The organism is Bradyrhizobium sp. F1.13.3, from assembly GCF_040548265.1.
Taxonomy (GTDB): Bacteria; Pseudomonadota; Alphaproteobacteria; order Rhizobiales; family Xanthobacteraceae; genus Bradyrhizobium.
In genome coordinates this window covers 571,447-594,100 of sequence record NZ_JBEPRI010000001.1, presented here as the reverse complement: position 1 = coordinate 594,100, position 22,654 = coordinate 571,447, and the positions used below count along the sequence as shown (strand labels likewise).

Below are 22,654 nucleotides of genomic sequence, written 5' to 3'. Positions count from 1 at the left end.
GGATGGGTAGAGCGCAGCGAAACCCATCATCTCACCTCGGCTAAGCGTTCGATGGGTTTCGCTTCCGCTCTACCCATCCTACCAGCCGCGGGCTCCGAAACTTTCAGACACATCACATCTCCGCGCGCCCGGCATATGCCGCCAACATGTCGCCAGCGCGCCGCACTGTGGACGCATTCGGCCGCCCTTCTGTGAGCGTGTCTGCGGGCACGGCGGTGCCGTGTTTGGACCAAACCTTCTAGGGGTATGACTGTGAAGAAGATTGTATTTGTCGTGGGTGCTACGTTTGCTCTGGTGACGGCTGCGAACGCTGCGGATCTGCCGCGCCGCCAGCCCGTTCCCGTCTATTCAGAGCAGGCGCCGATCGGCAAGATGCCGATTGGCAAGAGCCCGGTTGGAAAGGCCCCGATCGGCAAGGCGCCCGGCCCGGTCGCGGCGCGCTACTGACGCCTTAGCGAATACGCGCAGAAGAGGCACTCTGCGTGAGTGGCCGACAGTCGAGGGGCATAGCGTGACGAACAAACCTGATCGATCGGGACCCTGCATCCTTGCGGGAGTCGCGCTCGCGGCCATGCTCGCGTGTACGACACCCTCGGCTTCGGCCCACGAAGCGAACAAGCGCGTTGCCGATGCAAACGCGCTTGCCACGACCGACACCGCATCACGTCCGGCGCCGCAAACGACGCGGCGCGCGGTCGCGCGCGCGGAGAAAGGTCCGTATTACGTCGATTTCCGCGCCCGCACGGCCGCGAGCTGGGGCCACGCCTTCGTCTGGTACGGCAAGACCAGCGAGCGCGCCGTCGAGGTGGCAGGGCTCACGCCCGCCGGCGACACTTGGGCCTATGTGCTCGGTCACCTCACCTGGGTGCCGGCGGAGACCGGCGCGAGTTACGGCGATCTCGACCCGGATTACCTGACCGCGAACTACCGCGTCTATTTGAACGAAGCCGACGCCAAGCGCGTGTTTGCCTATATCAAGAAATTGCAAGCGAACTCGCCGGTCTGGAACGCCGAGACCACCAATTGCACCGGGTTCATCGGCGACATCGCCGAGTACATGGGATTGAAGGTCCCCAACCGCTGGCAGCGCCCGGAAAACTTCGTCAACAGCCTCAAGGAAATGAACGGCGGCCGCCAGATGGTGCGGCTGTCGACGGAATAGAGCCTGCCAGGACGTACCACGCGACGCCGTCATTGCGAGTGCAGCGAAGCAATCCAGAGTCCCTCCCCGGGTAAAGTCTGGATTGCTTCGCTGCGCTCGCAATGACGATGCCGAAGCAATTGGGGCACGATGGATCGGCGGAGTGCCCGTCGGGCAAAACACCCGCGCAAATTTCCCAGCCCGCCTGTCAATCCCCGCCCGCAAAAATATTCCGCTTTACCGAAATTCGGATTTGTCGTACGTACGCGATACCCTGACCCGGAACAAGGGGCGGATCGCGATCGTCACGAACCGCGGGTTGGGCAGCGATGGACGCGACGGCGTCGGGCGCGGCGAGCCTTGCAGGGCGGGAAACCGTGAGCACAGGCTTTCGTGCCTACGACACGGCGCCGACAGCGTCTTCGCATGGCTTCGGGTGCGAGCACACGCCAGCTCCCGAAGGCCCAGCGAGGACGTGCGCGGACGGTCAAGTCGTGTGGTCCTGACGCCCGGGGTCTGTGCGTCAAGTCCTGTGGTGATGCGTGCTGCCCGACCGGGCGCGCGCATCAGCGATCTGCGGGGCGACGGGGGCAATAGTGCATCGCTCCCCGGGGAGAGCACGAAGTACACCGTAAACCATCGCGCAGGGAAGGCCGGGCGATTGGCTGACCTGTGGTCCACCCCGTGTGCATTCCTTTGGCGCACGGACTTGCGGGTGCCAGCCGGCGCCCGGCCTTCCCTGCGCCCTTGTTACCGCGAGGGTGATGCGACCAGGCAAAGCTCGGGCGGATACGCCGCGAGGATGCGAAGGCGTGTCTTGCGACGGAAATGCAAGTTGATGGTCTCCGAAAGCTCCTCATCCTCCGTCAATTGCGAGCGCAGCGAAGCAATCCAGAATCCCTCCACGGGGACAGCCGGGATTGCTTCGCTGCGCTCGCAATGACGATGTTGAAGCAGCGGCGCACAAGACCCTCGCGCCACCGGTGCTACCCACCTCAATTATCCGCCCTGCGGAATCCCCCCGCTCCCCGCATGATCGACCCGCCTCCACGGCACGCTCTCCCAATAGACTTTTCCCGACCCGGGCGGCATCCTGCCGCCATCAAACGATAACAGAACGCCACACGGGCGGAGGAAACAGATCATGCTGCAGACACGGTTCACCAAGCTCGTCGGTGTCGAGCACCCGATCGTCCAGGGCGGCATGCAATGGGTCGGGCGCGCCGAGCTGGTCGCTGCCGTCGCCAATGCCGGCGCGCTCGGTTTCATCACGGCGTTGACCCAGCCGACGCCGGAGGACCTCAGGAAGGAGATCGCCCGCTGCCGCGATCTCACCGACAAGCCGTTTGGCGTCAACCTCACCATCCTGCCCGCGATCAAGCCGCCGCTTTATGCCGAATACCGCGCCGCCATCATCGAGAGCGGTATCAAGGTGGTCGAAACCGCCGGCAACAAGCCGCAGGAACATGTCGACGAGTTCAGGAAGCACGGCGTCAAGGTCGTGCACAAATGCACCAGCGTCCGTCACGGGCTCTCCGCCGAGCGCATGGGCGTCGACGCCATCTCGATCGACGGGTTCGAATGCGCAGGCCACCCCGGTGAGGACGACACCCCCGGCCTGATTTTGATCCCGGCCGCCGCCAACAAGATCAAGATCCCGATGATCGCCTCCGGCGGCTTTGCCGACGCCCGCGGCCTGGTCGCCGCACTGGCGCTGGGCGCCGAAGGCATCAACATGGGCACCCGCTTCATGGCGACCAAAGAGAGCCCCATTCATCAGCTCATCAAGGAGAAGATCGTCGCCAATGACGAGCGCGAGACCGAGCTGATCTTCCGCACCATGCGCAACACCTCCCGCGTCGCCAGGAACGAGATCTCGACCAAGGTTGTCGCGATGGAGAAGGAAGGCGCCAAGTTCGAGGACATACGCGAGCTCGTCGCGGGCGCCCGCGGCAAGATGGTCTACGCGACCGGCAACTCGGACGAAGGCATCTGGTCGGCGGGCCAGGTCCAGGGTCTGATCCAGGACATCCCGACCTGCGCCGAGCTGATCTCCCGCATCGTGCGCGAAGCGGAGGCCATCATCCGCAGCCGGCTCGAAGGCATGATCGTTCATCCGACAGCGCAGGCTGCGGAATAATCACTGCAAGAAGCGAGAGCAATACATGAAGGCTTATGTCTACGGCCCTGGTGGCGCTACGATTTCCGACGTCGTTCAACCAAAGCCTGAAGGCACGCAGGTGCTGGTCCGGGTCCGCGCCTGTGGCCTCAATCGCGCCGATACCGGCATGCGCAAGGGCCACGCTCATGGCGCGGCCGGCGGCGCCGGCACCGTGCTCGGCATGGAATGGGCCGGCGAGGTCGCCGCGCTCGGACCGGATGCCAAGGGCGTCAAGGTCGGTGACCGCATCATGGGCTCGGGCGGCGCGGCGTTTGCCGAATACACGCTGGCCGATCACGGCCGGCTGTTCCGCGCGCCCTCGAACATGAACTTCGAGGAAGCCGCCACCCTGCCCGTCGCGCTGGCGACCATGCACAACGCCGTCGTCACCATCGGCGGCGTGCAGCCCGGGCAGGCCGTGCTGATCCAGGGCGCAAGCTCCGGCGTCGGCCTGATGGCGATGCAGATTGCGAAGCTGAAGGGCGCCAGGCTCGTGATCGGCTCCTCGACCGATGCCACTCGTCGCGACCGGCTGAAGGAGTATGGCGCCGACCTCGCGGTCGATTCCTCCGACCCCACATGGGTCGACGAGGTGCTGAAGGCGACGAACGGCGAAGGTGTCGACCTCATCGTGGACCAGGTCTCGGGCCAAGTCGCCAATCAGAACCTTGCAGCGACCAGGGTCAAGGGTCGCATCGTCAATGTCGGCCGGCTCGGCGGCACCCACGCCGATTTCAACTTCGACCTGCATGCAGCGCGCCGCATCAGCTACATCGGCGTCACCTTTCGCACCCGCACCATCGCGGAAGTCCGTGAGATCTTCGACGAGGTCAAGAAGGACATCTGGGGCGCGGTCGAGTCGCGCAAGCTCCAGCTGCCGATCGACAAGGTGTTTGCCTTCGACGACATCGACAAGGCGTTCGAGCACATGGAGGCGAACAAGCACCTGGGGAAGATTGTGGTGACGCTCTAGTGACCGCGGGCAGCGGCGAGAGGCCATATGGCGCGCTCTCTCAGCTCGTCGTGGCCGGGCTTGTCCCGGCCATCCACGTCTTTCCCGCGATTTAGAAAGATCGTGGATGCCCGGGACAAGCCCGGGCATGACGGAGGTGGAGGCGCCCGCTCCTGCAACTCACTAGCGTGTACGCCTGTGGATCGTCGCTTGATGTTCACCCCTGGGCTGCTAAATCCCCGCCATGACAGGCCAACACAACAAAACCTCAGTCGCAGCGATCTCGATCTTCGCCAGCGGCGGCATGGCGGCGGCCAAGTTCGCGGTCGGCATCGCGATCGGCTCGCTGGCGCTGATTTCTGAGGCGCTGCATTCCTCGATCGACCTGGTCGCGACCATCATCACCTGGGCGGTGGTGCGGGTGTCCGACAAGCCGGCGGACGAGGAGCATCATTACGGCCACGGCAAGCTCGAAAGCGTCTCGGCGCTGGGCGTCACCGCCCTGCTCTATGTGCTCGCCGGCGGCATCCTGGTCGAAGCCTACAGCCGGCTGCGCGAGGGAACCGCGCCGCCGACCATTTCGGCCGTGCCGTTCGTGGTGCTGGTGATCGACATCGTCGTCAATCTCTGGCGCGCCCGTGCCCTGCACCGTGCCGCGCGGGAGACCAGGAGCCAGGCGCTCGCCGCGGATGCGCTGCATTTCGCCTCCGACGTGATGGGCTCGTTCGCCGTGATCGTGGGCCTGATCCTCGCCGGCCTCGGCTTCTGGTGGGGCGACGCGGCTGCCGCCGCCGCGGTGGCCGTGATGATCGCCCTGCTCGGCCTGCGCATGGCCGGCTCGACCGTGCAGACGCTGGTCGACCGCGCCCCGGAAGGCGCGCATGAGACGGCCACGGCTGCGATCCGCAGCGTGCCGGGCGTGATCGACGTCGAGCGGCTCCGCGTGCGCATGGTCGGTGCAACCACGTTTATCGACACGATCGCAAAGGTGCCGCGGACTTATCCCATCGACCGGGTCGAGGACATCAAGCGCAACGCGCAAGCAGCCGTCGAGAAGGCCTTCGGCGATACCGACCTCACCTTCACCGCAGTCCCCGTGGCGCGCGACAACGAGACCGTGCGCGACCGCATCATGGTCATCGCCCACAATTCGGGCCTCGCCATCCACCACGTCACCGTGCACGACCTCGGCGCCAAGCTGATCGTCAGCATCGACCTCGAGGTCGACGCCGGGATGCAGCTCGACGCCGCCCATGACGTCGCCAATACGCTGGAACGCAACATCCAGGAAGAGTTCGGCGCGGACGTCGAAGTCGACGTCCACATCGAACCGCTGGAACCGGAACTGCCGTTCGGGGTCGACGCCGAACCGGAACGGGTGCGGGCCATCGCCGCCGCTCTGACGGAATATACCGCCGGCGGCGAGATCCACGACATCCACAATGTCCGCGTCCGCAACACCGATGCCGGCGAGATCGTCAACTTCCACTGCCGCGCCGAGCCGTCGATGAGCGTGATCAGGGTGCACGAGCATGTCGACGCGATCGAGCGCGCGTTGCGGCGCGCGTTCCCGAGCGTGAAGCGCGTCATCAGTCACGCCGAACCGCCGCGCGCGTGACGGAGAATGTGCGAGGAGTCACATGTTCTCGTTTCGGACTCGCCGCGCACGTAAGTTTGCGGACGCGCATCACGCAAACTGCGCGTTGGATAAGAATAAATTCGCGTTAACGATTCGTTGACTCTCGACAGCTCGCGAAATCTGGATTCAAATCGACCATGATTCGGAAGCGATGTGGGGCTGCTTCCGAAGTCCAGTTGCAAGCAGGTTTCCAGGGGGCTTTAGGCATGTCGCGTGCAGACGCCGCGAACGCGTGCGTCCAATCCGATTCGATCAAAGGATTGGCGCAATCGATCGCGAAACCTGCCTATCATCGGCTCCTGATCGCGGAGCCTGCACTGCGCCGTGCCGTGCCGACGCTCATCATCGCGTTCCTGATCACGATCTGCCTCGGCGCGTTCGTGCAGGTCGTCGACCAGACGCGCCAGAAGCGACTGGTGATCCGCCACGACATCTCGGCGCTCGCCGACCTGCTCGCCGAGCGTATCGACCGCCTCACCTCTGCGCGACAGGAGCGGCTGAAAAATATCGAGAGCCTGCCGGCGCTGCTGCCCGATCTCATTCCATCCTGGGGCACCGCCTCGGGCCGCCACGTCATCGTCACCTCGGCCGGACTCGACCGTCGTATCCTCGCCCGTATCCCGGTCGACAGCGATCCCTCGGGCAACGACCGCCTGCTCGACGCAATCACGACGGCGCAACTGCTGGCGGCGCCGCCGCGCGACGGCAACATCTCCGACATGACGCTGCCGAACGGCAATGCCGCGATGGCGACCTCGCGGCAGATCAAGTCGCTGCCCGGCTTCGTGACCGTGATCCAGGAACGCAACGAGCCGATCTGGGGCTCGGACGCCGCGCTGTCGGTGACGCTGTCGGCCACCACCGGCTTCGTGGTCCTGATCCTCGGCTTCGCCTTCCACTGGCAGTCCACCCGTGCCCGCGAGGGCGACCTGATCAACGACGCCGTGCGCGGCCGGATCGACACCGCGCTCAACCGCGGCCGCTGCGGACTGTGGGACTGGGACCTGTCACGCGGCCGCATCTTCTGGTCGCAGTCGATGTTTTCCATGCTCGGCCTCGACGGCCGCAACGAACTCCTCACCTTCGGCGAGGTCAACGCGCTGGTGAAGTCCGACGACATCGACCTGTTCGAGATCGCCGACCAGCTCATCTCCGAGAAGATCGACCACATCGACCAGACCTTCCGCATGCAGCATGTCGACGGCCACTGGATCTGGCTCCGCGTCCGCTGCGAAAAAACCAGCGGCGCCACCGACTCCAGCGTTCACCTGATCGGGATCGCCGTCGACATCACCGAGCAGAAGAGCCTCGCCGAGCGGACCGTGGAAGCCGATCTGCGCCTGCGCGACGCGATCGAGACCATTCCCGAAGCCTTCGTGCTGTGGGATGCGAGCGACCGCCTGGTGCTCTGCAATTCGCACTTCCAGCGGCTGCACAAGCTGCCCGACAGCGCCGTCATCCCAGGCACCTCCTACGAGACCGTGCTCGAGGTCGGCCGCATGCCCGAGGTCCGCACCCGGCACAACGAGACCGCGAGCCAGGGTCCCGGCGCGCGCACCTTCGAGGCGCAGCTTGACGACGGCAGCTGGCTGCACATCAGCGAGCGCCGCACCAAGGACGGCGGCTACGTCTCGGTCGGCACCGACATCACCCGCATCAAGGAGCACGAGCAGAAGCTGGTCGACAACGATCTGCGCCTGCGCGCCACCGTCATCGACCTCAAGCGCTCGCAGGCAGCCCTGGAACGCCAGGCCGGCGAACTCGCCGATCTCGCCGAGAAATACCAGCGTGAGAAGACCCGCGCCGAGGAAGCCAACCAGACCAAGTCGAAATTCCTCGCCAATATGAGCCACGAGTTGCGCACGCCGCTGAACGCGATCATCGGCTTCTCCGAGATCATGGGCTCGGGCATGTTCGGCGAGCTCGGCTCGGAGAAGTACCAGGAATACTGCCACGACATCCTGACCAGCGGGCATTATCTGCTCGAAGTCATCAACGACATCCTCGACATGTCCAAGATCGAAGCCGGCCGCATGAAGCTCGACATGGAAGAGCTCGACCTGGCGCAGACGCTGGCGGAATCCCTGCGAGTCGTCACTGGCCGCGCGCAGGACAAGCACCTGACGCTCGACGCCGACATCGCAAAGTCCATCTCGGTCGTCGCCGACCGCCGCGCCACCAAGCAGATCATCGTCAATTTGCTCTCCAACGCCGTGAAGTTCACGCCCGACGGCGGACGCATCGTGGTGCGCAGCCGACAGCTCGACGACAGGATCGTGCTGATGATCGCCGACACCGGCATCGGCATCGCGCCGCATTCACTGGCGCGGCTCGGCCGCCCGTTCGAGCAGGTCGAGAGCCAGCTCACCAAGACCTATCACGGCTCGGGACTGGGGCTGGCGATTGCTCGCTCGCTGGCGCAGCTCCATGGCGGCTCGATGCGGCTGCGCTCCAAACTCGAGGTCGGCACGGTCGTGCGCGTCACCCTGCCCCGCGACGCGATCAAGTCGGCGTCCGGAATATCGGCCGCGGCCTGATTGCTACGATTGCAGCGACGGCGCGACTTCCCGCGCGACGTTGACCAGCGCCGCAATCAGCGGCGTCATCGGATCACGCTGCGGGATCACCATGCCGATGCTGTAATTGACATCGGGATCGGTGATCGGGATCGAGCGCACCGTATCGGAAAGGCCGAGCGTCTCGGCGAGCTTGGCCGGCATCACGCTGGCCCAGCGCCCCGTCTTCACATGCGTGAACAGCACCAGCAGCGAATTCGAGGTCAAGGTCGGCGTCGCCTCGGCGCCGACCGAACGTAACGCGCGGTCGATGATGCGGCGGTTCTGCATGTCGGGCGTCAGCAGGCATAGCGGCACCTGCCCGACCTCCTTCCACGTCACCGTCTCGCGATCGCCGAACATTCCATCCGGCGCGGTGAGCAGACGATAGCTCTCGCTGTAGAGCGGGATGGTGCGCACCTTGCCGATCGGCTCGTTCTCGATATAGGTCAGCCCCGCATCCACCTCGAGATTCTCGAGCAACCCCAGCACCTCCGATGAGGTGGTGGACTGGATGCGGAAACGCACCTCGGGATGCCTGGCACGGAACGGCGTCGTCAGCGCGGCGACCATGCCCAGCACGGTAGGGATTGCGGCGATACGGATCTCGCCGGAGAGCTGATGCTTCAGCCCGTTGATCTCATCACGCATCGCGCGGGCATCGCCGACGATCCGCCGCGCCCAATCCAGCGCCCGCTCGCCTTCCGGCGTAAAACCCTGGAAACGGGAGCCGCGCTGGACCAGCATCACGCCGAGGATCTCCTCGAGCTGCTTCAGCCCGGTCGACATCGTCGGTTGCGTCACGCCGCACATTTCGGCAGCCCGGCCGAAATGCCGTTCCTTCGCCAGCGCCAGCAGCAGTTCAAGCTTGTCGAGCAACCGTTCGTCCCCCGGATCGTGTGGCGGCATGCAAGCTAGCATGCCCTCCCCCTCCCAACACGTAAAAACCGCCCCGCGGACGGCTTCAATTGCAATTTCAAATCGAATGATTGCCATGGCAGATCGATCGGAATCCGCAATCGCAGCATGAGACAGCTTTATTGATCTTCGAATGATTCCAAATAGTTTGCCCTGAGCAGACGCTCCGGTTGAGAACGAAGAATGACAGCGGTTTTTGAGCCTTGGGACGAAACGCGCGGCGCCGAGATCATTGCCGAACACAGCGAGCAGGAAGGCGCGACGCTGGTGATCCTGCACTCGCTCCAGGAGGCGTTCGGCTACGTGCCAGCGGCAGCCATTCCCATGGTGGCGCAGGCGCTCAATCTGTCCCGCGCCGAAGTGCACGGCGTGTTCACATTCTACCATGATTTCCGCCACAGGCCGGCCGGCCGCCATGTGCTGAAGCTCTGCCGCGCGGAGGCCTGTCAGGCGGCGGGCGGTGACGCGCTGGCTGCGCGTGCGGAGGCGAAGCTTGGCGTCTCGCTCGGCCACACCACGGCCGATGACCGCGTCACGCTGGAGCCGATCTACTGCCTCGGACTGTGCGCAACCGCGCCGTCCGCGATGCTCGACGGCCGGCTGATCGGCCGACTCGATGAAAAGCGCATCGATGCTCTCGTTGCGGAGGCGCAGCGATGAGCATCCGTCTATATGTCTCTCGCGATGCGGGTGCGCTTGCGGTCGGCGCGGACGAGGTCGCGCTGGCGCTGGAGCAGACTGCAGCCAAGCGTGGCATTGCCGTCGAGATCGTCAGGACCGGCTCGCGCGGCCTGTACTGGCTCGAGCCGCTGGTCGAGGTCGCGACGCCGCAGGGCCGGATCGCGTTCGGCCCTGTGACCGAGACCGATGTGCCCTCCCTGCTCGACGCGCTCGCGAGCAACACGCCGCATCTGCTGCGGCTCGGAGCCACCGACGAGATTCCCTGGCTCAAACGCCAGACCCGCCTGACCTTCGCGCGCTGCGGCGTGATCGACCCGCGCTCGCTCGACGACTACCGCGCCCATGGCGGCTACAAGGGCCTGGAGCGCGCGCTGTCGCTCGGCTCGGAAGCGATCCTCAATGAAGTGACCGCGTCCGGCCTGCGCGGTCGCGGCGGCGCGGGCTTCCCGACCGGCATCAAGTGGAAGACTGTCGCGCAGGCGAAAGCGGATCGCAAGTTCATCGTCTGCAACGCCGACGAAGGCGACAGCGGCACCTTCGCCGACCGCATGATCATGGAAGGCGATCCCTTTCTCGTCATTGAGGGGATGACGACCGCCGGACTCACGGTCGGCGCGACCAAGGGTTACATCTACATCCGCAGCGAGTATCCGCACGCGGTCGAGGCGATGAATGCGGCCATCCAGGCTGCGAAGCGCGACGGCTATCTCGGCGCGAACATCGGTGGCTCCACGCACAGCTTCGATCTCGAAGTGCGGGTCGGCGCCGGGGCTTACGTTTGCGGCGAAGAGACCTCGCTGCTGGAAAGCCTCGAAGGCCGCCGTGGCCTCGTGCGCGCAAAGCCGCCACTGCCCGCGCATCGCGGCCTGTTCGGCAAGCCCACCGTCATCAACAACGTGCTGTCGTTCGCCGCCATCCCCTTCATCCTGGCCGAGGGCGCCAAGGCCTATGCCGATTTCGGTATGGGCCGCTCGCGCGGCACGATGCCGATCCAGCTCGCCGGCAACATTCGCCACGGCGGGCTGTTCGAGACGGCGTTCGGCGTGACGCTCGGCGAGCTCGTCGACGACATCGGCGGCGGCACGTTCACGGGCCGTCCGGTCCGCGCGGTGCAGGTCGGTGGTCCCTTGGGCGCCTACTTCCCGCGCGCGCTGTTCGACACACCGTTCGACTACGAGGCCTTCGCCGCGCGCGACGGCCTGATCGGCCATGGCGGTATCGTCGTGTTCGACGATCGTGTCGACATGCGCAAGCAGGCGCGTTTCGCCATGGAATTCTGCGCCATCGAATCCTGCGGCAAGTGCACGCCATGCCGGATCGGTTCGACCCGCGGCGTCGAGACGATCGAGAAGATCATCAACGGCGAGCGCGTGAGCGAGAACCTCGCACTCGTCGAAGATCTCTGCAACACCATGAGATTCGGCTCGCTCTGCGCGCTCGGCGGCTTCACGCCCTACCCCGTGCTCAGCGCATTGAAGCACTTCCGGGAGGATTTCGTCCCGGCCCCGACCACGCTTCAGGCCGCGGAATAGGAGAACGACAATGTCTCTGATCGAAGAAATCGACTTCGGTACACCGCGCTCGAAATCGGAAACAATGGTCACGCTAACAATCGACGGCAACCAGGTCACGGTGCCCGAGGGCACCTCGATCATGCGAGCGGCGATGGACGCTGGCCATCAGATCCCGAAACTCTGCGCGACCGACATGGTTGATGCGTTCGGCTCGTGTCGCCTTTGCGTCGTCGAGATCGAGGGCCGCGCCGGAACGCCGGCCTCCTGTACCACGCCTGTCATGTCCGGCCTGATCGTGCACACCCAGAGCGAGCGGCTCAAGAAGCTGCGCAAGGGCGTGATGGAGCTCTACATCTCCGACCATCCGCTCGACTGCCTCACCTGCGGTGCTAACGGTGATTGCGAGTTGCAGGACATGGCGGGCGCCGTAGGCCTGCGCGACGTGCGTTACGGCTATGAGGGCGAGAACCACGTCTTCGCCAAGACACCCGGCAAGTCCAATGGCGAGATCAACGCCGCCTGGATGCCGAAGGACGAGTCCAACCCGTACTTCACCTACGATCCCTCCAAGTGCATCGTCTGCTCGCGCTGCGTCCGCGCCTGCGAGGAGGTGCAAGGCACCTTCGCGCTGACGATCTCCGGCCGCGGCTTCGATAGCCGCGTCTCGCCCGGCATGAGCGAGAGCTTCCTCGGCTCCGAATGCGTCTCCTGCGGCGCCTGCGTGCAGGCCTGCCCGACCGCGACGCTGACCGAGAAATCCGTGATCGAGATCGGCCAGCCCGAACACTCGGTCGTCACCACCTGCGCCTATTGCGGCGTCGGCTGCGCCTTCAAGGCCGAGATGCGCGGCGAGGAAGTCGTCCGCATGGTGCCGTACAAGGACGGCAAGGCCAATCGCGGCCATTCCTGCGTCAAGGGCCGCTTCGCCTGGGGGTACACCAACCACAAGGAGCGCATCCTCCACCCGATGATCCGCGAGCGGATCGAGGATCCCTGGCGCGAAGTGTCATGGGACGAGGCATTCTCGTTTGCCGCCGACAGGATGCGCGGCATCCAGAAGAAATACGGCCGCGACGCCATCGGTGGCATCACCTCGTCCCGCTGCACCAATGAAGAGACCTATCTGGTGCAGAAGCTGATCCGGGCCGGATTCGGCAACAACAATGTCGACACCTGCGCCCGCGTCTGCCACTCTCCCACCGGCTATGGCCTCTCGACCACGTTCGGTACCTCTGCCGGCACGCAGGATTTCGACTCGGTCGAGGACACCGACGTCGTCGTCGTCATCGGTGCCAACCCCGCTTCGGCCCATCCGGTGTTCGCCTCCCGCCTGAAGAAGCGGCTGCGCCAGGGCGCCAAGCTGATCGTGATCGATCCGCGCCGTACCGAGATGGTGGAATCGCCGCATGTGAAGGCGCTGCACCTGCCGCTGATGCCCGGCACCAACGTTGCGGTGATGACGGCACTGGCGCATGTGATCGTCACCGAAGGTCTCGTCGACGAAGCCTTCGTGCGCGAACGCTGCGACTGGAGCGAGTTCGAGGAATGGGCGGCGTTCGTCGCCCAGCCGAACAACAGCCCGGAAGCCACCGCCATCCTCACCGGCGTCGATCCGAACGATCTGCGCCAAGCAGCGCGCGTCTACGCCACCGGCGGCAACGGCGCGATCTATTACGGTCTCGGCGTCACCGAGCACAGCCAGGGCTCGACCACCGTGATTGCGATCGCGAACCTCGCGATGGCCACAGGCAATATTGGTCGCCCCGGCGTCGGCGTGAACCCGCTGCGCGGCCAGAACAACGTGCAGGGCTCCTGCGACATGGGCTCGTTCCCGCACGAGCTCCCCGGCTATCGCCACATCTCGGGCGATGCCGTGCGTGACCAGTTCGAGGCGCTGTGGAACGTCAAGCTCAACCCCGAGCCCGGCCTGCGCATTCCCAACATGTTCGACGCCGCGGTCGAAGGCACGTTCATGGGGATCTACGTGCAGGGCGAAGACATCCTGCAATCCGATCCCAACACCAAGCATGTGGTGGCGGCACTGTCGGCGATGGAATGCGTCATCGTCCACGACCTCTTCCTGAACGAGACCGCGAACTACGCCCATGTGTTCCTGCCGGGCTCCAGCTTCCTCGAGAAGGACGGCACCTTTACCAACGCCGAGCGCCGCATCCAGCGCGTCCGCAAGGTGATGACGCCGAAGAACGGCCTCGCCGACTGGGAGGTCACCATCGGCCTTGCCAAGGCCATGGGCTTCGAGATGACCTACAGCCATCCTTCCGAGATCATGGACGAGATCGCGGCGCTGACCCCGACCTTCGCCGGCGTCTCCTATGCCAAGCTCGACGAGCTCGGCTCGGTGCAGTGGCCCTGCAACGAAAAGGCGCCCGAGGGCACGCCGGTGATGCATATCGACGGCTTCGTCCGTGGCAAGGGCAAGTTCGTCGTCACCGAATATGTCGCGACCGACGAACGCACCGGCCCGCGCTATCCGCTGCTGCTCACCACGGGCCGCATTCTCAGCCAGTACAATGTCGGCGCGCAGACCCGGCGCACCGAAAACGTGGTCTGGCATGCCGAGGATCGGCTGGAGATCCATCCGCACGATGCCGAACAGCGTGGCGTGCGCGACGGGGACTGGGTGCGGCTGAAGAGCCGCGCCGGCGAGACCACGCTGCGTGCGGAGATCACCGATCGCGTCGCGCCGGGCGTCGTCTACACCACGTTCCACCATCCGGACACGCAGGCCAACGTCATCACGACCGACTATTCGGACTGGGCGACCAACTGCCCCGAATACAAGGTCACGGCGGTGCAGATTTCGCCGTCGAACGGCCCGTCTGACTGGCAGAAGGCCTACGACGCGCAGGCGCGGCATTCCCGCCGCATCGCGCCGGCCGAGGCCGCGGAGTAGCGGCATGCACGTGCCGGTCCAGGCTATCGACCGTGAGATCTGGCGCGACGGTGTCGCGTCCGAAGGAGCGCGGCTGATCCCGGAGGAGACGCCGCTGGCGCTGACCTACAATGGCGGCACCTACGCCGTCATGATGGGAACGCCGCAGAACCTCGAGGATTTTGCGGTTGGCTTCAGCCTGGATGAAGGCATCATTAAATCGGTCGATGACATCAAGTCACTCGAGGTGGTCCGCCTAGACGAGGGCATCGAGCTGCGCATGTGGCTTGCGTCGGAAGATGCCGCGCGCATCAGCGAGCGTCGCCGCCACATCGCCGGCCCGACTGGCTGCGGCATTTGCGGCATCGACTCGATCTCGGAGGCCGTGCGGCCAGCGGCGGTCGTGCCGCAGGGGCAGACGTTTACGCCCGGGCAGGTGATGGCGGCGATGCAGACCATCGCACCACTGCAATCGATCAATTTGCAAACCCGCGCCGTTCACGCCGCCGCATTCTGGTCGCCTGCCGGCGGTATCGTCGCGCTGCGCGAGGATGTCGGCCGCCACAACGCGCTCGACAAGCTCGCCGGTTCGCTGGCGCGCAGCCGCACGGTTGCAAGCGGCGGCATCGTGTTGCTGACGAGCCGCGTCTCTATCGAGATGGTGCAGAAGACCGCCGCCATCGGCGCGCAGGTGATGGTCGCCGTCTCCGCGCCGACCGCACTCGCGGTGCGCACCGCGGAGGCCGCCGGCATCACGCTGATTGCCATTGCCCGCCAGGACGGGTTCGAAGTGTTTTCGCATGGCGGCCGGGTTGTCGCCCGTCATGCCACGGAGGTTGCCGATGTCGCCTGACCGCCTGATCTACATGGCCAACCAGATCGGCACGTTCTTCCGGAGTCAGGGTCACGACAAGGCCGTGCCGGGGATCGCCGACCACATCAAGAAGTTCTGGGATCCGCGGATGAAGCGCGCGATCTTCGCCCATCTCGACGCCGGCGGCGCGGGCCTTGAGCCTAACGTGCTCGAGGCGCTCACTTCGCTGAAGCCGACGACGTCCCTTCCAGCAGCGCCCTGAAGACGCGGCGCACCTCGCTCTGCGTCTCCTTCACGCGCGCCTCCAGCGAGGAGAAGTGCGGCGCATCGCCCGCGCGTGCCATCACGCGCAGGAGGTCGGTGCCGGCGGTCTCCGGCTTGAACCGATCGTTGACGCATAGCCGCAGGATCTGCGTCAAATCGTGATAGAGCCGCGCTGCGGCACGCAATATCTCGGTCTCAGATTGTGCGAGCACGCCGAGCCCGCATGCATTTTCCAGCACCTGCGTCGTGGCGACGTCGAGAATCTCCGGCTTCTCGTGCGCATGCACGAGCTGGAGATATTGCGCGATGAAGTCGATGTCGACCATGCCGCCGGCCGCATATTTGAGGTCCCAGCAATCAGCTTCGCCCTTCTCCTGGGCAATCGCACGCCGCATGTCGGCAACATCGTTGGCGGTGATCCCGGGATCGCGGCGGCGGGTCAGGACATCGCGGATGACGCGCTCGATCCGTTGCCGGAATTCGGGCGAAGCCGATACGACGCGCGCGCGCGTCAGCGCCATGTGCTCCCAGGTCCAGGCCTCGTTGGCCTGGTAGTCCGCGAACGAGACGAGGCTCGAGGCCACGGGGCCGGCACGTCCCGAGGGGCGCAGCCGCATGTCGATCTCGTAGAGCACCCCGTAATTGGTGCGCGTCGTGAACGCGCTGATCAGGCGCTGGGTGAAGCGCGCGAAATAGTGAGCACCGTGCAATGACTTCGCACCGTCGGAGTCCGGATTGTCGCTGTCGAAATCGTAAAGCAGGATCAGGTCGAGATCGGACGACGCGGTCATCTCGCGGCTACCGAGCCGGCCCATCGCGATGATCGCGGTCTCCTGGTCCCTGATCCGGCCGTGATGGGCGGCGAAGCGGTCGGCGACGAGACCATGTACGGTATGGACGATGCCCTCGGCGACGTCGACAAATGCGGTGCTCGCCTGCTGCGCCGAGACCGTGCCCGAGAGAATGCGCGTACCGATCAGGAACAGGCTCTCCTGCCCGAACAGGCGCAGGCGGTCGAGAAACTCTTCGTAAGAGCCGGCGTCCTGCACTGTACTCGCGAGCCGCCCCGACAATTCCTGCCGGTCGGGCATGGCGCCGAAGAAGCGCGGATCGATCAGGCCGTCCATGAGCTGCGGCTGCCGCGCCAGCATCTCGCCGAGCCGGGGCGCCGCGCCCAGCACCAGGGCCACGAGCGCGACGAGATCGCGGTTCTGACCGAGCAGCGTGATCAGCCGGCCGCCGCGCTGGAGCGCCCCAAGGAAATGGTCGAACGCCACGACGGCCCGATCCGGCTCCTCGGCATGAGCGAGACCGTCGATCAGGGCCGGCACGAATTCGACGAATGCGTTGCGCGTCGCCTCGACGCGGAAGACGCGGTACTCGCCGGTGATCCAGTCGCGCACGGTCTGCGCGACGGCGGCAGGCTTCTTGAAGCCGAGCGTCGCCAGATGCTGAAGCAGCCGCGGATCGTCGGGACCCGCACTGTAGTCGAGCGCCGGAAGCTTGGCCGTGCCGGTCGGATCGTCGCCCTCGAAAAGTTTTTCGTAGTGGCCCTGGACGATCTCGAGCTGGCGTAAAAGGTCGCGGGCAAAGGCCTCGCGATCCGGATAGCCGAAGAACCAGGCGAAACGCTCGACCGCCTCCTTATCCTCGGGCAGCGTGTGGGTCTGCTCGTCGGCGATCATCTGGAGGCGATGCTCGACCCGGCGCAGGAATTGGTACGCCGTGGTCAGCTCGTCACGCGCCGCAAATGTGATCCAGTTGCTGGAAGCGAGCACGCCAAGCGCGGCGAGCGTCGGCCGCACGCGCAACTCGGGATGTCGCCCCCCGGCGATCAATTGCTGGGTCTGGGCGAAGAACTCGATCTCGCGGATTCCGCCGCGCCCGACCTTCACGTTATGCCCTTCGACCGCAACCTCGCTCTGGCCGCGATAGGTCTGCATCTGTCGCTTCATGTCGTGAACGTCGGCAAGCGCGGCGAAGTCGAGATGCTTGCGCCAGACGAAGGGCGCGATTTCCGCGAGCAGCGCCTTACCCGCCTTGGGATCGCCGGCGCAGGCTCGCGCCTTGATCATCGCGGCGCGCTCCCAGGTACGCCCTTCCCGCTCATAATAGTTCAGCGCGGCGTCGCGCGAAATCGCCACCTGCGTCGAGGACGGATCGGGACGCAGGCGCAGATCGACGCGGAAGACGTAGCCGTCATAGGTGCGCTGCTGGAGAATGCGTGCCATCCCCTGCGTCACCCTCACGAAGAATGGCTGGGGTTCGATATCCGCGGCCAGCGTCGTATGGTCGGGATCGAAGAACACGATGAGATCGATGTCGCTGGAATAGTTCAGCTCGCCTGCGCCCATCTTGCCCATCGCAAGCACGATCAGCCCGCAGCCCTCCTCCGGCGCCTCGGGATTGGACGGCGAGAGCTTGCCACGTGCGGCTTCCTGCCGCAGGAGGTATTGAAGCGCCGCCCGCACTGAGGACACCGCGACATCGGTGAGCGCTGCGGTCACCCGCATCACCGGCCAGACCCCGCCGATGTCGCACAGTGCGATCAGGAGCGCGGCCTCCGCCTTCATGCGGCGAAGCAGCCGCATCACCTCAGCTTCATCGGATGCCGCGAGCACGGCGCCGTTCGCCTCCGCGACCAGCGCGGCGAGATGCGCATCCGGATCGCAATCCAGCAGCCGGATCAGGCGCTGTGGATCGGCGCGCACCAGCTCGAACAGATAAGGCGAGAATTCCGCGATGCCGGCCAGGATGTCCCGCGCGAAGGGATGAGCCAACAGCGCTTCAAGACGGGTGAATTGCGCGGGCTCGAGCTCGGCCAGCCAGCTTTCAAAACGTCCTTGGTCGGTGACGGAAGCGGCAATATGGGGAGCCTCCGCGAAGCGTGCGGCAAGTCTCTCACCATGCTTGTCCGCGTTTCCCGGCGCGGAATGGTTCATGCCACCTTCTGTGGCACATCCTGCATTGGCGGAGCAACCCTGTCGCCGACCCCCGCTCGCGCCGGCAGCACCAGCGTGGCGACAAGCCCGGGCTGGGCGTCACCCAACCTCAACTCACCACCATGCAATGTCGCGACCGCGGAGGCGAGACTGAGGCCGAGGCCGGATCCAGGCAGCGTGCGGCTCGCTTCCAGCCGCACGAATCGTTCCACCACATGCTTGCGGTCGGCTTCGGGGATGCCGGGACCGCGATCGGTGACGCTGAGAAGCACCTGATCGCCCTCGCGCCTCGATTCGATCGTGATCTGCCTGCCCTCCATGCTGACCACAGTTCCCGCCGGCTGCGCGGCCGGCTTGCCGTATTTGATCGCATTCTCGACAAGATTCGCGAGAGCCTGGCTGATCAATTCGCGGTTGGCGTGAACCGGCGTCGGCTCGCACCTGACCTTCAAGGTCATGCCGTCGTCTTCAGCCAGCGGCTCGTAGAGCTCGTGAATACCGTTGGCGACGTCGGCGGCGTCGAAATCATCCATGTTCCCGCGCGCCTGCCCTGACTCGGCGCGCGCGATCATCAGAAGCGCGTTGAAGGTGCGGATCAGGCCGTCGGATTCCTCGATGGTCCGCTCAAGCGCGGCGCGGTAATCGGCCTCGCCGCCCGATTTCGCCAGCGCCTCCTCAGCGCGGTTGCGCAGGCGCGTCAGCGGCGTCTTGAGGTCATGAGCGATGTTGTCGGAGACCTCCTTCAGCCCCGCCATCAACGCTTCGATACGCTCCAGCATGGCGTTGAGATTTTCGGCGAGGCGGTCAAGCTCGTCACCGCTACGCCCCACCGGCAGGCGTTCGCTGAGATCGCCGGTCATGATGCGATGGGCCGTGCCACTCATCGCATCGATGCGCCTGAGCACCCTGCGCGCCACGAAGATGCCGCCGCCCAGGCCGAGCACCACGACGATCAGGATCGACCATTGCGCGGCCTTCGCCACGATGCCGAACAGCCGTCGCCGCTCGGCCAGATCGCGTCCGATCAGAAGCCGGAAGCCGTTTTCCAATTCGGTGACGCGAACGAGCGCAAGATGGTCCCGATCATCGGCATCCTCGATCCGCCGGTAGGCGGTCTCGGACCAGCCGCGCGTCGCCATCACGCCGGGCGCCAGCGAGCCGACATTGCCGGCGATCGACTGGCCCGTCGGCGTCGTCACCAGATAGAGGTTGGCGCCCGGCCGCAACGCCCGGTACTCGATCGCGAGCACGAGAGCACGCAAGCCGCGGCGGCCGTAGATCTCGTTGATCTCCGACGTCTCGGCATTGACCGTCTGCGTGATTTCCTCGGTGATCAGCCGCCGCGTATTCCAGGCGAAATAAGCCAGCAGCGAAGCTGCGAACATCGCGAACAACAGCAGATAGACCAGCGTCAGCCGGAATGCCGTGGTGCGGACGAGTTTACCGAATGCCGTCACGGATCATATATCCCGCGCCGCGAATGGTGTGCAGCAGCGGCCGCTCAAAACCCTTGTCGATCTTGGAGCGCAGCCGCGAAATGTGCACGTCGATCACGTTGGTCTGCGGATCGAAATGATAGTCCCAGACGTTCTCCAGCAGCATGGTCCGGGTCACCACCTGGCCCGCATGCTTCATCAAATATTCGAGCAGGCGAAATTCGCGCGGCTGCAGCGTCAGTTCGTCCTTGCCGCGCGCGACGCGATGGGAGAGCCGGTCGAGCTCGAGATCGCCGACGCGGTACAGCGTGTCCTCGGCCGGACCGCCGCGGCGGCGCGACAGCACCTCGACCCGGGCCAACAGCTCGGCGAAGGAATAGGGTTTCGGCAGATAGTCGTCGCCGCCGGCGCGCAAGCCCTTGATGCGGTCGTCGACCTGGCCGAGCGCGGAGAGAATCAGCACCGGCGTCGAATCGTCCTTGTCGCGGAGCGCGCCGATCACCGACAGGCCGTCGCGCTTGGGCAGCATGCGGTCGACCACCAGCACGTCGTAATCGCCGTTCTCCGCCATGGCGAGGCCTTCCTCGCCGTCGGCGGCGTGGTCGGCAATGTGCCCGACCTCGCGAAACGCCTTCACGAGGTAGTCGGCGGATTCGCGGTCGTCTTCGATGATGAGGAGGCGCATCGTGCGTTCGGCAACGGTCAAGGGAGTGAACCTTCTCTAAACATGGCGCGAGCGGCAATCGCATGCAAGCCGAGTGAGAGACTCTGGCATCGAGAAAAAGGCGGGCGGTGAAGCTGGGGGGACTTCACCGCCCTAGGCCTTCCGACGGAGGGGGGCGTATTCCACCGGAAGGTAGACAGGGGAAGCAAACGTTGCGCTGCTCCCCCGAAGGGCGCCGTCGGCGGGGGCGACTGATGCCGGCGACACCCTTCATCTCGGAGGCCTCCTGAGGCCGAGCCCTTGGGTCAGCCCTTGGTTAACCCTTGGCGATGGGCACGGCGACGAAGCGCGACTGGCCGCCGCTCTTCACCCGCATCAGGACGCTGTTCTTGTTGTCGGTCCGCGCCATGTTGATGGCGTCGCGGACTTCACCGGCGGTGCTCACGCTCTTGCCGCCGACTTCGAGAATCACGTCACCTTCCTTGAAGCCGCGTTCGGCAGCCGCGCTCTTCGGATCGACTTCGGTGATCACGACGCCTTCCTTGCCGGCACCGGCCACGGAATCGGCGGGCGCGACGGTCATGCCGAGCTTAGGCACGTCGGTGCCGCGGCTCGCACCCTTGCCGCTGTCCTTGTCGATGTCGGCCTTGGCCTCGATCGTGTTCGGCAGCTGGCCGAGAGTAAGGTTCACCACCTTGTCCTGGCCCTTGTGCAGCACGTTGAGCTTCACGGTCGCGCCGGGCGCCAGGCCGCCAATGGTACGGGCGAGCTCGCGTGCGTCCTTGACCGGTTCGCCGTTGACCGACGTGATCACGTCACCGGACTCGATGCCGGCCTTGGCCGCCGGACCATTCGCCTGCGGCTCTGCAACCAGCGCACCTTCGGCCTTCTTCATGCCAAGGCTGTCGGCGATGTCGGATGTCACCGGCTGAATCTGCACGCCGATCCAGCCGCGGCTGACCGAGCCCTTGTCCTTGAGCTGCGCCACCACGCTCTTCACAGTGCTCGCGGGAATCGAGAACGCGATGCCGACGCTGCCGCCGGAAGGCGAGTAGATCGCGGTGTTGACGCCCATCACCTCACCGTTGGTGTCGAAAGCGGGACCGCCGGAATTGCCCTTGTTCACGGGCGCGTCGATCTGGATGAAATCGTCATAGGGGCCGTTGCCGATGTCGCGGCCGCTGGCCGAAACGATGCCGGCAGTCACGGTGCCGCCGAGGCCGAACGGGTTGCCGACCGCGAGCACCCAGTCGCCGATCCGCGGCTTGCCGTCGGCAAGCTTCGCGAACGGGAAGTTCGAGCTGCCCTCGACCTTGATCAGGGCGAGGTCGGTGCGCTGGTCGGTGCCGATCACCTTGGCGGTGTAGGTCTTGCCGTCGTCGGTCGTGACTTCGACCTTGTCGGCGCCGTCGACCACGTGGTTGTTGGTCACGGCAAAGCCATCAGCCGAGATGAAGAAGCCGGAGCCCTGGCCCTGCACGACGCGGCCACGACCGCCACCACCCTTCAGGCCCGGCATGCCATCCGGACCGCCGAAACGGCGGAAGAACCGCTCCATCGGCGAGCCCGGCTGGAACGGCGACTGCGCGTCATCGCCGTCATCGTTGCTCGCGGTCTTCTCCTTCATGTTGACCTTCACCGAAATCACCGAGGGCTTCACGCGCTCGACCACATCGGCGAAACCGACGGGACGTTCGACCTTGCGGACCTCGTTGTTGACCTGTGCATGCGCCGGGCTTGAGAACAGGTCGGCCGGCGAGGTCGACGTGCCGAAGCCGTAGACGGCGGCGCCGAGGCCGGCGACGACCGAGGCCATCAGCGCGATCTTGCGGGCCGAGAAAACGGATCGGCGGGGCTGCCGGTAGGACGGAAGGTTCGAGAGGTCGGAACGGTCGGTCATGCAGAGATCTCCAGGGCCTTGAAATCCATTTGGTACCTGACGGCGGCACCTTACGGACCTGAAGATGGGGGCTGCCGCCTTACCGTGCGCTGGCGGCGGGGTTAAACTTTTGTAATGAACGCGTGTGCGGATGCGGCAGTTTATCGCGGCCGAAAATCGCGAACCTGCAGGAACTTAACG

General features: G+C 65.4%; 16 protein-coding genes. 11 read left to right on the top strand and 5 right to left on the bottom strand.

All coding sequences use genetic code 11. From position 1 onward, the window contains the following. Positions 1 to 246: 246 nt before the first annotated feature. The 6 genes from ABIB66_RS02705 (at position 247) to ABIB66_RS02680 (ending at position 8,430) form a co-directional block, all read left to right on the top strand. Positions 247 to 447, top strand: coding sequence for a hypothetical protein (locus ABIB66_RS02705; RefSeq protein ID WP_275167719.1), 201 nt, complete (start codon positions 247 to 249; stop codon positions 445 to 447). A gap of 64 nt (positions 448 to 511) precedes the next feature. Next, complete coding sequence (locus tag ABIB66_RS02700) at positions 512 to 1,162, top strand: hypothetical protein (protein WP_354254086.1); 651 nt, start codon at positions 512 to 514, stop codon at positions 1,160 to 1,162. A gap of 1,123 nt (positions 1,163 to 2,285) precedes the next feature. After that, complete coding sequence (locus ABIB66_RS02695; RefSeq protein WP_354206737.1) at positions 2,286 to 3,281, top strand: NAD(P)H-dependent flavin oxidoreductase; 996 nt, start codon at positions 2,286 to 2,288, stop codon at positions 3,279 to 3,281. 25 nt (positions 3,282 to 3,306) lie between these two features. Next, positions 3,307 to 4,275 carry a zinc-binding dehydrogenase gene (locus ABIB66_RS02690; RefSeq protein WP_354206739.1) on the top strand — a complete coding sequence of 323 codons (969 nt, stop codon included), beginning with the start codon at positions 3,307 to 3,309 and terminating at the stop codon, positions 4,273 to 4,275. A 223-nt stretch (positions 4,276 to 4,498) separates the two neighbouring features. After that, positions 4,499 to 5,872, top strand: a complete 1,374-nt coding sequence (locus ABIB66_RS02685; RefSeq protein WP_354206741.1) for a cation-efflux pump — start codon at positions 4,499 to 4,501, stop codon at positions 5,870 to 5,872. Between the two features lie 227 nt (positions 5,873 to 6,099). Then, positions 6,100 to 8,430, top strand: coding sequence for a PAS domain-containing sensor histidine kinase (locus ABIB66_RS02680; RefSeq protein ID WP_027569134.1), 2,331 nt, complete (start codon positions 6,100 to 6,102; stop codon positions 8,428 to 8,430). A 3-nt stretch (positions 8,431 to 8,433) separates the two neighbouring features. Here ABIB66_RS02680 and ABIB66_RS02675 read toward each other — a convergent pair whose 3' ends face one another. Further along, positions 8,434 to 9,327: a LysR family transcriptional regulator gene (locus tag ABIB66_RS02675; RefSeq protein WP_275167726.1), complete on the bottom strand. Its 894-nt coding sequence runs from the start codon at positions 9,325 to 9,327 to the stop codon at positions 8,434 to 8,436. Positions 9,328 to 9,549: 222 nt separating this feature from the next. On the opposite strand from ABIB66_RS02675, the gene ABIB66_RS02670 reads away from it, so the two are divergent. From ABIB66_RS02670 to ABIB66_RS02650, 5 genes are read left to right on the top strand one after another with little or no spacing between them, the layout of a single operon-like run. Beyond that, positions 9,550 to 10,026 (top strand): formate dehydrogenase subunit gamma, encoded by a 477-nt coding sequence (locus ABIB66_RS02670; RefSeq protein ID WP_354206744.1) that lies wholly within the window; start codon positions 9,550 to 9,552, stop codon positions 10,024 to 10,026. Continuing rightward, a complete protein-coding gene (locus tag ABIB66_RS02665; RefSeq protein ID WP_354206746.1) occupies positions 10,023 to 11,579 on the top strand; it encodes a formate dehydrogenase beta subunit in 1,557 nt (518 codons plus the stop codon). The genes ABIB66_RS02670 and ABIB66_RS02665 overlap by 4 nt, the downstream gene beginning before the upstream one ends. A 10-nt stretch (positions 11,580 to 11,589) precedes the next feature. Continuing rightward, complete coding sequence (gene fdhF / locus ABIB66_RS02660; protein WP_354206748.1) at positions 11,590 to 14,475, top strand: formate dehydrogenase subunit alpha; 2,886 nt, start codon at positions 11,590 to 11,592, stop codon at positions 14,473 to 14,475. Positions 14,476 to 14,479: 4 nt separating this feature from the next. Then, entirely contained in the window at positions 14,480 to 15,307 is an 828-nt protein-coding gene (fdhD, locus tag ABIB66_RS02655; protein ID WP_354206750.1) for a formate dehydrogenase accessory sulfurtransferase FdhD, read from the top strand. Next, positions 15,297 to 15,530, top strand: coding sequence for a formate dehydrogenase subunit delta (locus ABIB66_RS02650; protein WP_275167731.1), 234 nt, complete (start codon positions 15,297 to 15,299; stop codon positions 15,528 to 15,530). The genes fdhD and ABIB66_RS02650 overlap by 11 nt, the downstream gene beginning before the upstream one ends. Here ABIB66_RS02650 and ABIB66_RS02645 read toward each other — a convergent pair. From ABIB66_RS02645 to ABIB66_RS02630, 4 genes are all read right to left on the bottom strand, one after another. Further along, entirely contained in the window at positions 15,487 to 18,474 is a 2,988-nt protein-coding gene (locus ABIB66_RS02645) for a bifunctional [glutamine synthetase] adenylyltransferase/[glutamine synthetase]-adenylyl-L-tyrosine phosphorylase (protein WP_354206752.1), read from the bottom strand. The genes ABIB66_RS02650 and ABIB66_RS02645 overlap by 44 nt on opposite strands. Next, positions 18,471 to 19,931, bottom strand: coding sequence for a sensor histidine kinase (locus ABIB66_RS02640; RefSeq protein WP_354206754.1), 1,461 nt, complete (start codon positions 19,929 to 19,931; stop codon positions 18,471 to 18,473). The genes ABIB66_RS02645 and ABIB66_RS02640 overlap by 4 nt, the downstream gene beginning before the upstream one ends. Next, positions 19,915 to 20,595: a response regulator transcription factor gene (locus ABIB66_RS02635; protein WP_035969420.1), complete on the bottom strand. Its 681-nt coding sequence runs from the start codon at positions 20,593 to 20,595 to the stop codon at positions 19,915 to 19,917. The genes ABIB66_RS02640 and ABIB66_RS02635 overlap by 17 nt, the downstream gene beginning before the upstream one ends. Before the next feature lie 295 nt (positions 20,596 to 20,890). Next, positions 20,891 to 22,474 (bottom strand): Do family serine endopeptidase, encoded by a 1,584-nt coding sequence (locus tag ABIB66_RS02630; protein ID WP_275167735.1) that lies wholly within the window; start codon positions 22,472 to 22,474, stop codon positions 20,891 to 20,893. Between the last annotated feature and the right edge of the window lie 180 nt (positions 22,475 to 22,654).

Coding starts and splice junctions, on each gene's coding strand:
- ABIB66_RS02685 (WP_354206741.1), top strand. CDS start 4,499: ATGACAGGCCAACACAACAAAACCTCAGTCGCAGCGATCTCGATCTTC.
- ABIB66_RS02695 (WP_354206737.1), top strand. CDS start 2,286: ATGCTGCAGACACGGTTCACCAAGCTCGTCGGTGTCGAGCACCCGATC.
- fdhF (WP_354206748.1), top strand. CDS start 11,590: ATGTCTCTGATCGAAGAAATCGACTTCGGTACACCGCGCTCGAAATCG.
- fdhD (WP_354206750.1), top strand. CDS start 14,480: ATGCACGTGCCGGTCCAGGCTATCGACCGTGAGATCTGGCGCGACGGT.
- ABIB66_RS02650 (WP_275167731.1), top strand. CDS start 15,297: ATGTCGCCTGACCGCCTGATCTACATGGCCAACCAGATCGGCACGTTC.
- ABIB66_RS02630 (WP_275167735.1), bottom strand. CDS start 22,474: ATGACCGACCGTTCCGACCTCTCGAACCTTCCGTCCTACCGGCAGCCC.
- ABIB66_RS02690 (WP_354206739.1), top strand. CDS start 3,307: ATGAAGGCTTATGTCTACGGCCCTGGTGGCGCTACGATTTCCGACGTC.
- ABIB66_RS02635 (WP_035969420.1), bottom strand. CDS start 20,595: ATGCGCCTCCTCATCATCGAAGACGACCGCGAATCCGCCGACTACCTC.
- ABIB66_RS02665 (WP_354206746.1), top strand. CDS start 10,023: ATGAGCATCCGTCTATATGTCTCTCGCGATGCGGGTGCGCTTGCGGTC.
- ABIB66_RS02705 (WP_275167719.1), top strand. CDS start 247: ATGACTGTGAAGAAGATTGTATTTGTCGTGGGTGCTACGTTTGCTCTG.
- ABIB66_RS02680 (WP_027569134.1), top strand. CDS start 6,100: ATGTCGCGTGCAGACGCCGCGAACGCGTGCGTCCAATCCGATTCGATC.
- ABIB66_RS02645 (WP_354206752.1), bottom strand. CDS start 18,474: ATGAACCATTCCGCGCCGGGAAACGCGGACAAGCATGGTGAGAGACTT.
- ABIB66_RS02670 (WP_354206744.1), top strand. CDS start 9,550: ATGACAGCGGTTTTTGAGCCTTGGGACGAAACGCGCGGCGCCGAGATC.